At 72.5% G+C, this 12,124-nt stretch carries 10 protein-coding genes; 6 read left to right on the top strand and 4 right to left on the bottom strand.

Translation table 11 applies throughout. The features are described from left to right. The first annotated feature begins 71 nt into the window (after positions 1-71). A complete protein-coding gene (locus R9X44_RS30970; RefSeq protein ID WP_319817885.1) occupies positions 72-539 on the top strand; it encodes a MarR family winged helix-turn-helix transcriptional regulator in 468 nt (155 codons plus the stop codon). A gap of 6 nt (positions 540-545) precedes the next feature. Here the strand turns inward: R9X44_RS30970 and R9X44_RS30975 are convergent, their stop codons facing one another. After that, positions 546-1,433 carry an oxygenase MpaB family protein gene (locus R9X44_RS30975; RefSeq protein WP_319817886.1) on the bottom strand — a complete coding sequence of 296 codons (888 nt, stop codon included), beginning with the start codon at positions 1,431-1,433 and terminating at the stop codon, positions 546-548. A 123-nt stretch (positions 1,434-1,556) separates the two neighbouring features. On the opposite strand from R9X44_RS30975, the gene cobF reads away from it, so the two are divergent. Beyond that, entirely contained in the window at positions 1,557-2,318 is a 762-nt protein-coding gene (gene cobF / locus R9X44_RS30980) for a precorrin-6A synthase (deacetylating) (protein WP_319817887.1), read from the top strand. A gap of 42 nt (positions 2,319-2,360) precedes the next feature. Here the strand turns inward: cobF and R9X44_RS30985 are convergent, their stop codons facing one another. Then, a complete protein-coding gene (locus tag R9X44_RS30985) occupies positions 2,361-5,729 on the bottom strand; it encodes a pyruvate carboxylase (RefSeq protein ID WP_319817888.1) in 3,369 nt (1,122 codons plus the stop codon). A gap of 194 nt (positions 5,730-5,923) precedes the next feature. Here R9X44_RS30985 and R9X44_RS30990 point away from each other — a divergent pair, with 194 nt between their 5' ends. From R9X44_RS30990 to R9X44_RS31005, 4 genes are all read left to right on the top strand, one after another. After that, positions 5,924-6,967: an iron ABC transporter permease gene (locus R9X44_RS30990; RefSeq protein WP_319817889.1), complete on the top strand. Its 1,044-nt coding sequence runs from the start codon at positions 5,924-5,926 to the stop codon at positions 6,965-6,967. Next, positions 6,964-8,028 (top strand): FecCD family ABC transporter permease, encoded by a 1,065-nt coding sequence (locus tag R9X44_RS30995; protein ID WP_319817890.1) that lies wholly within the window; start codon positions 6,964-6,966, stop codon positions 8,026-8,028. Before R9X44_RS30990 ends, R9X44_RS30995 begins: the two co-directional genes overlap by 4 nt. 32 nt (positions 8,029-8,060) lie before the next feature. Beyond that, a complete protein-coding gene (locus R9X44_RS31000; RefSeq protein ID WP_319817891.1) occupies positions 8,061-8,891 on the top strand; it encodes an ABC transporter ATP-binding protein in 831 nt (276 codons plus the stop codon). A 76-nt stretch (positions 8,892-8,967) separates the two neighbouring features. Further along, on the top strand, positions 8,968-10,008 hold the full coding sequence (locus tag R9X44_RS31005) for an iron-siderophore ABC transporter substrate-binding protein (RefSeq protein WP_319817892.1): 1,041 nt from the start codon (positions 8,968-8,970) through the stop codon (positions 10,006-10,008). Positions 10,009-10,080: 72 nt separating this feature from the next. Here the strand turns inward: R9X44_RS31005 and R9X44_RS31010 are convergent, their stop codons facing one another. Both R9X44_RS31010 and R9X44_RS31015 read right to left on the bottom strand, forming a co-directional pair. After that, the gene (locus tag R9X44_RS31010) at positions 10,081-10,539 is read right to left on the bottom strand and encodes a GDYXXLXY domain-containing protein (RefSeq protein WP_319817893.1); all 459 of its coding nucleotides are present in this window, start codon (positions 10,537-10,539) and stop codon (positions 10,081-10,083) included. Further along, positions 10,536-11,657 (bottom strand): DUF2157 domain-containing protein, encoded by a 1,122-nt coding sequence (locus R9X44_RS31015; RefSeq protein ID WP_319817894.1) that lies wholly within the window; start codon positions 11,655-11,657, stop codon positions 10,536-10,538. The genes R9X44_RS31010 and R9X44_RS31015 overlap by 4 nt, the downstream gene beginning before the upstream one ends. Between the last annotated feature and the right edge of the window lie 467 nt (positions 11,658-12,124).

Genomic DNA, 12,124 nt, shown 5'->3' on the forward strand with positions numbered 1-12,124 from the left:
GGTTCGCTGTGCGCAGCAGATTAGGACGTGCCGGATATATCCGTCAACTACGGTAGGAATTGGAGGTTTCCATGACCGGGATGATCGAGCCGCTGCAGCCCGCCGAGGCGCTGGTCCGGCTGTCGCACATGGTGCAGCACGTGTTCGCCGACGTGAGCCGCGACCACGGCCTCACCCCACAGCAGACCCAGCTGCTCTGCCGCCTCGTGCGCGGCCCGGTCCCGATGGGCACGCTCGCGACCGCCCTGCACCTCGAGCGCTCAGGGCTGTCCGGACTCGTCGACCGGGTGGAGCGGCGCGGCCTCGTCGAACGCGTCCGCGACCCGCACGACCGCCGCATCTGGCACGCCGCACTCACCCCGCCCGGCCAGACGACGGCCGAAGCCGCCCATCAGGCGATCGTCACCCGCCTCGACACCTTCCTGCTCGACCTCGCCCCCGACCTCCGCGCCCTCCTCGGCCCGATCGTCACCACGCTCCTCACCGCGCACACCAACAGCACGGGCGTCCCCTGGCTCCTCCCCGCCCCGACGCCCTGACCCGCGCTACAGCGGGCGGTGCGCGAGGGCGTCGGCGAGGCGGGCGTTGGCGCGGGCCGCCTCGCGGGCGCGGTAGGCGATCGGCATATAGCTGACGCGTTCCGGCAGCAGGGGCGTCGTCCGGGAGATGACGCGACCGACGGCCTTGAGCGCGCGGTCCTCGGCGGGCGTCCAGGACAGGCCGAGCTTGTCGCGCGCGGCGGGCGGCAGGGTGCCGGTCGCGACGAGCCTGCCGAGCGAGCCGACGCCCCGGTGCAGCGGCGCGAGCGCGGGCCGCAGCGCGCGCGGCACGTTCGGCGGGACCTTGTCCATCATGTCCAGCACGTCATGGGCGACCCGGTGGTCCACCAGCACGTCCTCGACCATGTGGTCGAAGTAGGCGCGGTAGTCCGCGACGGTCGGCGGGAGCAGCCGCTCGGGGACCTGAAGAATCCGCCCGAGGTCGAGGAACTCCGCGTAGACCCGGTCGGCGTACTCGTCCGTCCACTTGTCCGGCGCGAAGTAGCGCGCGGCCGACGCCGCGGCCTGGAACCCGGTGAGGTGGACCCACGCCCACGGCTCGCCCGCGAGCGCGTGGTGGGTCGTGCCGGACTCGTCAACCGCCTTGAGGTCCTTGTGCATCTCGCGGAGCCGTCTGCCCTCCGCGATCGCGGTCTCGCCGCCGTAGATCCAGGTCTGCACCGACGCGAAGCTGCGCCGCGCCCGCCCGACGGGATCGCGCCGGAAGCTCGACAGCTGGTCCACCACGGTCCCGATCGACGGGTGCATCACCTGCAGGAGGAACGCGCTCTGTCCGGCGAACGCCGACGTCCACAGCCCGAACTCCTCCCACAGCACCGACCCCGGCCCGAACGTCCGGACCTCCGCCCGCTCCGCGACGACCTGACCGCCCATCCCGCACCCCTTCCCTGGCTCCTCACCCCAAGTGAACTCTAATAAGTGCGCACTTACAAGCCCTCACCGGTACGCGCCCGCCCGGGTGAGCGGCGGCGCGGAAGGTAGGGAAGACTTGGGGGCATGCGGACGGTTTTGGTCATCGGGGTGGGCGCGGGCGATCCGGACCACGTCACCGTGCAGGCGGTGAAGGCCCTGCAACGGGTCGACGTGTTCTTCGTGCTCGACAAGGGCGAGGTCAAGCAGGAACTCGTGGACGTGCGGGAGGAGATCCTGCGCAGGCATCTGGGAGACCGTCCGGTCAGGCTGGTGCGCGGGCGCGACCCCGAGCGCGACAGGAAGGCCGGCGCGTACGCCGAGGCGGTCCACGACTGGCGACGCCGCCGCGCCGACGTGTGCGCCGACATGATCGAGCGGGAGCTCGGCCCCGACCAGACCGGCGCGTTCCTCGTGTGGGGCGACCCCAGCCTTTACGACAGCACGCTCGCGATCCTCGAAGACGTGCTCGCACGCCCCGGCTTCGCCTTCGAGATCGAGGTGATCCCCGGGATCACCAGCGTGTCGGCGCTCGCCGCGCGGCACCGCGTCGGCGTCAACCGGGTCGGGCGGCCCGTCCAGATCACGACGGGCCGCCGCCTCGCCGAACACTGGCCGGACGGCGTCGACGACGTCGTCGTCATGCTCGACGCGCACACCACGTTCGCCGACCTCGACCCCGACGTCGAGATCTTCTGGGGCGCCTACCTCGGCATGCCCGACGAGATCCTCATCCACGGCACGGTCGCCGAGGCGGCCCCCCGGATCGCCGAGGCCCGCGCCAAGGCGCGGGCGGAGAAGGGCTGGATCATGGACACCTACCTCCTGCGCCGCCCCGCCGACTCCTAGCGCCCGGGGGGCGGGCGCTCGCCCGCCCCCCCGGTGCTCACGTCAGGCGATCACGACGAGCAGGTCACCCGCCTCCACCTGGGACGGTCCCGGCACCACGACCCGCGCGACGGTCCCCGCGACCGGCGTGGTGATCGTCGCCTCCATCTTCATCGCCTCGATCAGCGCGACGGCGTCACCGGCCTCGACCCGGTCGCCGGGGGAGACCTTCGCGGTGACCGAGCCGGAGAACGGCGCGGGGATCTGCCCGGGGACGCCCGCGTCCGCGCGCTCGGCGGCGGGCACGTCGGGCGAGACCGAGCGGTCCCGCACGGTGACCGTGCGGATCTGCCCGTTGACCGTGCAGATCACCTGACGGCAGCCCGCCTCGTCAAGCTCCCCTACGGCCTCCACGGAGGTGAGGACGCGTACGCCGGGCTCAAGGTCGAACGCGACCTCCTGCCCCGGACGCACCCCGTACAGGAACGGGCCCGTCGGCAGCACGGACAGGTCGCCGTACGCGGCGCGTGCTTCGGCGTAAGCCTTGGCCGGGCCGGGGAACAGCAGCTTGTCGAGCGTCGTGCGCACGTCGGTGCCGTTGAGGCCCTTCTCCTCCTCTTCGGTGAGCTCGGCTTTCGGCGGCGTGTACGCGCGGCCGTCAAGCGCGGCGGTGCGGAACGGCTCGGGCCAGCCGCCGGGCGGGTCGCCCAGCTCGCCGGACAGGAACCCGACGACGCTGTCGGGCAGGTCGTATCGCGACGGGTGCGCCGCGAACCGCTCGGGGTCGGCCCCGGCAGCCACAAGGTGCAGCGCGAGGTCACCCACGACCTTGCTCGACGGCGTGACCTTGACCAGCCGCCCAAGAATCCGGTCGGACGCCTCGTACAGCCGCTCGATCTCCTCGAACCTGTCGCCGAGGCCGAGCGCGACGGCCTGCTGCCGCAGGTTGGACAGCTGCCCGCCGGGGATCTCGTGCCGGTAGACCCGTCCGGTGGGCGCGGGAAGGCCCATCTCGAACGGCGCGTACAGCCGCCGTACCGCCTCCCAGTACGGCTCGAGCGCGAGCACCGCGTCGAGGTCGAGGCCGGTGGCGCGCTCGGTGTGGTCGGTGTGCGCGACGATCGCCTGGAGCGGCGGCTGGCTCGTCGTGCCCGACAGCGGCGACGACGCCCCGTCGACGGCGTCGACACCGGCGTCGATCGCGGCGAGGTAGGTCGCGAGCTGGCCGCCCGCGGTGTCGTGGGTGTGCAGGTGGACGGGCAGGTCGAACCGCGCGCGCAGCGCCGTGACGAGGGTCCGCGCGGCGGGCGCGCGCAGCAGCCCGGCCATGTCCTTGACGCACAGGACATGCACCCCGGCAGCCACGAGCTGCTCGGCCAGGCGCAGGTAGTAGTCCAGCGTGTAGAGCCGTTCCCCCGGCGAGGACAGGTCGCCCGTGTAGCACAGGGTGCCTTCGGCGATCGCGTGCGTGTGCAGAACCGCGTCGATGGCGGGACGCATCCTTCCGACGTCGTTCAACGCGTCGAAGATACGGAAGATGTCCACGCCGGTCTTGGCGGCCTCCGTGACGAACGCCTTGGCGACCGCGTCAGGGTAGGGCGTGTAGCCGACGGTGTTACGGCCGCGCAGCAGCATCTGGATGTTGGTGTTCGGGGCCGCCTCGCGCAGCGCGGCGAGCCGCTCCCACGGCGACTCCCCGAGGAACCGCAGCGCCACGTCGTAGGTCGCGCCGCCCCACGCCTCGATCGACAGCAGCTCCGGCAGCGTCCGCGCGACGTGCGGGGCCGCCCGCAGCAGGTCGGCGGTCCTGACCCGGGTGGCCAGCAGCGACTGGTGCGCGTCACGGAACGTCGTGTCGGTGACGGCCAGCGCGCTCTGCCCGCGCAGCCCCTGGGTGAACGCCTTCGGGCCGAGCGCGAGCAGGAGGTCGCGCGAGCCCTGCGGCAGCGGCCCGCGCGGCAGCGGCGGCAGCTTGGCGGCCGGGTCGAGCTCGGTCGGCGCGTCACCGTGCGGCTTGTTGACGGTGACGTCGGCGAGGTAACGCACGAGCCGCGTCGCCCGGTCGCCGCTGGACCGCGCGGTCAGCAGCTCGGGATGCTCGGCGATGTACGCGGTCGTGACGCCCCCGGCCCGGAAGTCCGGTTCGTCCAACAGCGCGAGCAGGAACGGGATGTTGCTCGCCACGCCCCTGATCCGGAACTCCGCGACGGCGCGGGCGGCGCGGCGCACCGCGTCGTCAAAGGTACGGCCGCGCGTGGTGAGCTTCACCAGCAGCGAGTCGAAGTGCGGCGACACCTCCGCGCCCGCGTACGCGGTGCCGGTGTCGAGCCGGACGCCGGCGCCGCCGGGGGAGCGGTAGGCCGAGATGCGCCCGGTGTCGGGCCTGAAGTCGCGCGCCGGGTCTTCTGTGGTGATGCGGCACTGGACGGCGAAGCCGGAGACCGTCACGTCGTCCTGGGTGATGCCGAGGTCGTCAAGGGTCTCGCCGCCCGCGATCCGCAGCTGCGCCTGGACGAGGTCGATCCCGGTCACCTCCTCGGTGACCGTGTGCTCCACTTGGATTCGCGGGTTCATCTCGATGAAGACGTGTTCGCCGCGCTCGTCCACCAGGAACTCCACGGTCCCCGCGTTGACATAGCCGACTTCCCGGGCGAACGCCACGGCGTCGGCGCACAGCCGCCGCGCGATGATCGGGTCGAGCCCCGGCGCTGGCGCGATCTCCACGACCTTCTGGTGGCGGCGCTGCACCGAGCAGTCGCGCTCGCGCAGGTGGACGGTGTGGCCCGCGCCGTCGGCGAGCACCTGGACCTCGATGTGCCTGGGCCGGTCCACCGCCTGCTCGAGGAACACCGTCGCGTCCCCGAACGCGCTCTCCGCCTCGCGCCGCGCCGCCTCGACCGCGGCGGGCAGGTCCTCGCGCCGATCGACCCGGCGCAGGCCGCGCCCACCCCCTCCGGCGGCAGCCTTGACGAACAGGGGAAGCCCCACCTCGTCGGCGGCCTCGAGCTCAGCGCCCGGCTCCGGCGTCACCGAACGCAGCACCGGAAGCCCGGCCCGCCGCGCCGCCGCGACCGCCTCGATCTTGTTCCCGGCGAGCCGCAGCACGCGCGCGGGCGGCCCGACGAACACGAGCCCGGCCCGCTCACACGCCTCGGCGAGCTCCGGGCTCTCCGACAGGAACCCGTACCCGGGGTAGACGGCGTCCGCGCCGACCCGCAGCGCGGTCGCGACGATCTCGTCGACGTTCAGGTAAGCGCGCACGGGGTGGCCCGGCTCCCCGATCGGGTACGCCTCGTCGGCCTTCTGCCGGTGCAGCGAGAACCTGTCCTCCTCGGCGTAGACGGCGACACTCCCGATGCCCAGCTCGTACGCGGCCCGGCAGGCCCGCACGGCGATCTCACCACGGTTGGCGACCAGCAACTTCGCGATCATGCACTGCTCCTCGTCGTCGGGGGTACCGCCGACGGTCACACGCCGCCCGCCCCCGCGACCCTTTTCGCACCGCGAAAACAGCAGGATCTACACCGTAAGCGAGGAAGTACCAAAATAAGCGGCCTTGGGTGGGTGCCGGGCAGCGCGGGGCGTGATCCGGGGAGGGGATACGGTACGTCGTTATGCACGGGGTCATGACGAAACGTTCGCCTGCGGGAGTCGCCGAAGTTCGGCGAAAACGGCTTGTCGGGCTCGGTGTGCTCGTCGGGGTGCTCGTGCTCGCGTCGGCGGTGTCGCTCGTCGTCGGTCCGCGCGCGTTGAGCCTCGGCGAGGTCAGGTACGGGCTGTTCGCCGACCCCGATCCCGACCAGCGGCTCACCGAGATCCGCCTCATCGTGCAGACGGTACGGATGCCCAGGACCGTGCTCGCGATCGTCGCGGGGATCGCGCTCGGCGTCAGCGGGGCGCTCATCCAGGGGTACACGCGCAACCCCATCGCCGACACCGGGCTGCTCGGCGTGAACGCCGGCGCGTCGTTCGCCGTCGTGTCCGTCATCTTCTTCTTCGGGTTCACCAACCCCTTCCAGTATGTCTGGTTCGCGTTCCTCGGCGCGGGCGTCGCCGGGGTCGTCGTGTTCGGGCTCGCGAGCCTCGGCAGGGGCGCGGGCAGCCCCCTGACGCTCGCGCTCGCCGGCCAGGGCATCACCGTGTTCCTCGCGGCGATGACCAAGGCGCTCGCGCTGTCGGACAAGGCGTCGCTCGACGCGCTCAGGTTCTGGGACGCCGGGTCGGTCGCCGGGGTCGGCTTCGGCGTCATCTGGCCGGTGACCGGATTCGTGGCGTTCGGCCTTGTCCTCGCGCTGTCGGTGCTGCCGTCGCTCAACCTGCTCAACCTCGGCGACGACGTCGCGCGCGGCCTCGGCGTCAACCTCGCGGCGAGCAGGACAGTCGGGATCGCCGCGATCACGCTGCTCGCGGGCGCGGCGACCGCGGCGTGCGGCCCGATCGCGTTCCTCGGCCTGATGGTCGCGCACATCGCCAGGTACGTCACCGGGCCCGACTACCGCTGGCTCGTCCCTTACGCGGGGCTGCTCGGCGCGGCGGTGCTGCTGGTCTGCGACGTCGTCGGCCGGGTCGTCGCGCGGCCCGGGGAACTTCAGGCGGGCATCGTCGTGGCGCTGGCGGGAGCGCCGTTCTTCGCGGCGCTGGTCTGGCGCGGAAAGCTGAAGGGCGCGTGACCGGGGTGCAGCGGGCCGCGCGGCCCGGCGTGCGGGTCGGGCGCGTGTCGTTCGTGTGGCGGCCCTGGGTGCTGCTCGTCGCGCTGCTGCTGGCGGCGGGAACGTTCCTGGTGTTCTGCGCGTCCATCGCGGTCGGCGACTTCCCGCTCCCGCTGCCGCAGGTCGTCGCGACGATCCTGGGCCGGGGCGAGCCCGTCGACGAGTTCGTCATCATGGACCTGCGGATGCCGCGCGCGCTCGTCGGGCTGATCGTCGGGGTCGCGCTCGGGGTGTCCGGCGCGATCACCCAGTCGATCGCGCGCAACCCCCTGGCCAGCCCCGACGTCCTCGGCATCACCTCCGGCGCGAGCGCGGCCGCGGTCTTCCTGGTGACCGCGACGGGCGGGGCCGCCGCCGCGATCGTCTCGACCGTCGGCCTGTCGGCCGCCGCGTTGACCGGCGGCCTCGGCACCGGCCTGCTCGTCTACTTCCTCGCGTGGCGACGCGGCATCGACGGGTTCCGGCTGATCCTCATCGGCATCTCCGTCAGCGCGGTCATGGAGGCGCTGACGACATGGCTGCTGGTCAAGGCAGACATCCGGGACGTCGCGCGGGCCCAGGCGTGGCTCGTCGGCTCGCTCGAGGAACGCTCGTGGAGCGAGGTGTGGATCGCGCTGTGGTGCACGATCGCGCTCCTGGCCGTGGTCGGGTACGCGTCGTTCCACCTCAAGCCGATGCACTTCGGCGACGACGTCGCCGCGGGCCTCGGGGTTCGGTTCTCGCTGGTCAGGGCGGTGCTGCTGCTGTGCGCTGTGCTGCTCGCGGGGGTCGCGGTGAGCGCGGCGGGGCCCGTCCCGTTCGTGGCGCTCGTCGCGCCGCAGGTGGCGCTGCGGCTCTCCCGGTTCCCGACGCCTCCGCTCGTCGCGTCCGGGCTCGTCGGCGCGCTGCTGCTCCTCGGCTCCGACCTCGTCGCGCGCACCGCGCTCCCGGTGACGCTGCCCGTCGGCGTCGTGACCGCCGCGATCGGCGGTCCGTTCCTCGTCTACCTGCTGGTGCGGGCCAACCTCAGGAGGCGGCTTTGAGCGACCACGACGACCTCAGTAGGGTCGGGTTTGTGACGGTTAAGGGGGCGACGCGGCTTTCGGCCGAGCAGGTGACCGTCGGATACGGCGACAGCGTCGTCATCGACGGGCTCGACGTCACCGTCCCGACCGGCGTCATCACCACGATCATCGGCCCGAACGGCTGCGGCAAGTCGACCCTGCTGCGCACTTTGTCCCGGCTGCTGAAGCCGTCGCGGGGGTCGGTCGTGCTGGACGGTGAGGACATCGCGCGGCTGAAGACCCGCGACGTCGCCAAGAAGCTCGGGCTCCTCCCGCAGACGCCCGTCGCGCCGGAGGGCCTGACGGTCGCCGACCTCGTCGCGCGGGGCCGTCATCCGCACCAGAGCTGGCTGCGGCAGTGGTCGTCGGACGACGCCGACGTCGTGGAACGCGCCCTGGCGATGACCGGCGTGGCCGACCTCGCCGACCGTCCCGTCGACTCGCTGTCCGGCGGGCAGCGCCAGCGCGTCTGGATCTCGATGACGCTCGCGCAGGGCACCGACCTGCTCCTGCTCGACGAGCCGACGACCTACCTCGACCTCGCGCACGCGCTCGACGTCATCGACCTCGTGAACGACCTGCACGAGTCGGGCCGCACGGTCGTCATGGTGCTGCACGACCTGAACCTCGCGACGCGCTACAGCGACAACCTCGTCGTCATGAAGGACGGCGCGATCCTCGCGCAGGGCGCGCCGCGCGACGTCATCACCGCGGACCTGCTGTTCGCGGCGTTCGGGCTGCGCGCTGAGGTCATCGAGGACCCGGTGAGCGATCGTCCGCTCATCGTCCCCATCGGACGCACCCACGTCCATGAGCACCTGAAGGGGCCGCAGGAGGATTAGGTTAGCCTAGCCTAAGCCGATCATGTTACGGTTTGTTGCTTCGCTCCATCCCCCGCACAACAGAATCAGGTGTTCCATGCTTTCCCAGAGAACGACGGCGGCCCTGCGCAGGGCCGCCGCGGCCCTCACCGCGGCGGTGCTCAGCCTCGGCCTCGTCACCGCCTGCGGCTCCGACACCGAGGACGAGCCCGCGCCCGCCTCGTCGGCCGCGGGGGGCGTCTTCCCCGTCACCGTGGAGCACTTCTTCGGCTCGACCGAGGTCGTCAAGGCCCCCGAGCGCGTCGTCTCCGTCGGGTACACCGACGACCAGCACATCCTCGCGTTCGGCGTGAAGCCCGTCGGCATGGTCGACCAGTACCCGAACCCGCCCGGCCAGACCCCGGACGTGAACACCCAGTGGCCCTGGGTGAAGGACCTGTGGGGCGACACCGTTCCCGAGGTCGTCATGAACAACGGCGACTCCGGCCCGAACTTCGAGAAGATCGCGGCGCTGCGCCCCGACCTGATCATCGCGGTGTACTCCGAGATCGACCAGGCCGCCTACGACAAGCTGTCCAAGATCGCCCCGACGGTCGGCCGCACCAAGACCGAGGCCGAGCCGTTCAGCGCGCCGTGGCAGGACAACGCCCTGCACATCGCCAAGGCACTCGGCCAGGAAGAGGCGGGCAAGGCGAAGATCGCGGCGATCCAGGACAAGCTCGACGCCGCCAAGAAGGCGCACCCCGAGTGGGCCGACAAGACCGCCGTCGCGACCTCCTGGTACAAGGACTCCGTCGCCCCCTTCACCACCACCGACGTGCGCGGCCGCCTGGTGACGGGCATCGGCTTCAAGGGCCAGACCGAGATCGACAAGGTCGCCGGCGGCAGCTTCTACACCACGCTGTCGCCCGAGCGGATCGACCTGATCGACGTCGACCACATCTTCGTCATCGCCGACCAGGCCGACCAGGACGCGCTGAAGAAGTTCGCGCTCTTCGCGAACCTGCCCGCGGTGAAGAACGGGAACGTGTCCTACCTGCTCGACAGCGAGGGCCCCGCGATCGGCGCGGCCATGTCGCAGGGCACCCTTCCGTCGCTGCCTTACGCGATCGACGAGATCGTGAAGTCGGTCAAGTAACACAAACCGGCACGGCCGGGACGTCGTGGTTCGCGATGTCCCGGCCGTCCGTGTTTCCGGTTTGTCGGTGCGTCAGGGGCGTTCCTCTAGGCCGGTGAGGACGGCGCGGCCCTGGCCGTCGACGCGCAGGACCGCGATGAGGCCGCCCGTCGAGAGGTTCTGCTCAAGCCGTCGGGCGCGGTCCTCGGAGACGAAGTAGCTGTGCAGGCCGCAGTCCAGGTACTCGTTGAACGCCTCGCAGTTCAGGTAGGGGGCCGCGGGACGCGTCCGGGTGGGGGTGCCGCCCTTCCACAGGTCGCCGTCGCGGACGAGCGGGACGTGGTAGTCGCCAGAACCGTCGGCCTTCTCCGGAAGGCCGGGGTAGTCGAGCTGGACGTAAGCGCCGCGGAACGGGTCCATCGGATCGACCGGCGCCGCCGCCAGCCGGACCTCGGTGCCCGTCGCGAACGCGGCGAGCTGCGGGAAGACCGCCCAGACCGCCACGGCGGCCTGGAGGACGACGGCGGCGACGACCGCGAGGTGCTTCTTCATCGGGAGACCCCCGGGATCAGGTTGCGGGCCCGGTGCGCGGCGACGCCCGTGCCGAGGAGGACCGCGCCGAGCACGAGGAACAGGGCAGCGCCGGAGAACAGCGGCGCGAAGATCGCGAAGCTCTGCGTGGTGACGAACAGGACGAGCGCGGCGGTCGCCAGCGGCGTCACCCCGGGCAGCCCCTTGGTCGCCCCCAGCAGCGCGAACCACGCCGCGACGACCACGTAGACGGCGATGCCGGTGATCGCCCGGACGAGACTCGGCTCCTCGGGGCCCCACAGGGCCATCAGGAACCCGGCGACGAGGACGCCGAGGACCGCGGCGACCTCGATCCGCGCTGACGCGTTCCGCCAGGCCGCGACCGCCGCGAGGACCACGGTGAGCCCGGCCCCCGCCCACAGCTGCCAGGTCGGCTGGAACTTCGGGTCGGGGAACGCGACGGTGAACAGCCCGGCGAGCGCGAGCAGCACGCCGACCGGCCGGAGCAGCGGCGCGAACTCGGGTATCCACGGCTCGTGCAGGACGGCCAGGGCCGTCACCAGCGCGGCCGCCACCAGCATGGCGACCGCGATCAGCCCGTGGCTCGCCGCGTGCTCGGCCGTCCACCAGCAGTACCACCCGACCGACAGGCCCACCGCGACGACCATGGTCCCGCGCGTCCGCGTCGCGTACGCGTAGGCGAGCGCCCCGAGCGCCCACGCCGCGAGCAGCCGCGTCGACCCGGCCGGCACCTGGAGGCTCTGCGCCCCCTGGAACACCACGCCGCCCGCCGCGCACACCGCGATCACCCTGACGGCCTCCGGCAGCGCCCCCCTGAACCGCGCCGCGACGACCTCCCCGACCCCCACGGCCGCCAGCCAGATGACGGTGATCCCCAAGAACCGCACAAGCGGCGACATCCGCTCATAGTTCGCCGCGACCACCCAGAGCAGCCCCACCCCCACGAACGCCGCCCCGAGGATCAGCGCCACCCGTTCAAGCGCGACCCTCCGCCCCGCGACATACCGCCCCCGCAGCGCCGCCGCCACCTCCCCGTCAACGATCCCTTCCGCCTCCCACGCCTCGATCTCCTTCCGCAGCCACCCAAGCCGCCTGCCCGAAACCCGAACCTTCTCCATCCCCCCAGCATCCCGCCCAAACCACCCCCCCAACCAGAGCCCACCTACTCAACCCCCTAAGTACTTCCGCCCCTCCCAACAACCCACCCCAACCCCCCACCCCAACTCCAAACCCCCGACATCCCCCCCCGCCCAGCTCCTCCCAAATCGCAACGCACCCCTCCACCACCCCGAAGGCGGCGTCTCCCCGGTGGCCGGGCGGGCCGCGCGCGCCGCCGGCGAGGACCTCGCCGCGCTGCTCGCCCGTCAGGCCGGATAATGGCCGGGCTCCCGTGCCGGGCATCGCCCTGCGCGGCACGGGAGCCCGGCCCCGGGGCCCCCCGGGCGGGGGGGGGCCCCGGGGCCCCCCCCCCCCCGCGGGGGGGCCGGGGGGGGGGGCGGGGCCCCGGGGGGGGGCCCCCCCCCCCCCCCCCGCCCCGCGGGGGGGGCGCGGGGGCCGCCCGGCGGGCGCCCCCGGCCGGGGGGAG

Origin of the sequence: Actinocorallia sp. A-T 12471 (genome assembly GCF_033875155.1) — a bacterium.
Taxonomy (GTDB): Bacteria; Actinomycetota; Actinomycetes; order Streptosporangiales; family Streptosporangiaceae; genus Actinocorallia.

Excerpts from the sequence above, each read along its gene's own strand:
- R9X44_RS30970 (WP_319817885.1), top strand. The coding sequence starts at position 72 with ATGACCGGGATGATCGAGCCGCTGCAGCCCGCCGAGGCGCTGGTCCGG.
- R9X44_RS30975 (WP_319817886.1), bottom strand. The coding sequence starts at position 1,433 with ATGGGCGGTCAGGTCGTCGCGGAGCGGGCGGAGGTCCGGACGTTCGGG.
- cobF (WP_319817887.1), top strand. The coding sequence starts at position 1,557 with ATGCGGACGGTTTTGGTCATCGGGGTGGGCGCGGGCGATCCGGACCAC.
- R9X44_RS30985 (WP_319817888.1), bottom strand. The coding sequence starts at position 5,729 with ATGATCGCGAAGTTGCTGGTCGCCAACCGTGGTGAGATCGCCGTGCGG.
- R9X44_RS30990 (WP_319817889.1), top strand. The coding sequence starts at position 5,924 with ATGACGAAACGTTCGCCTGCGGGAGTCGCCGAAGTTCGGCGAAAACGG.
- R9X44_RS31005 (WP_319817892.1), top strand. The coding sequence starts at position 8,968 with ATGCTTTCCCAGAGAACGACGGCGGCCCTGCGCAGGGCCGCCGCGGCC.
- R9X44_RS31010 (WP_319817893.1), bottom strand. The coding sequence starts at position 10,539 with ATGAAGAAGCACCTCGCGGTCGTCGCCGCCGTCGTCCTCCAGGCCGCC.
- R9X44_RS31015 (WP_319817894.1), bottom strand. The coding sequence starts at position 11,657 with ATGGAGAAGGTTCGGGTTTCGGGCAGGCGGCTTGGGTGGCTGCGGAAG.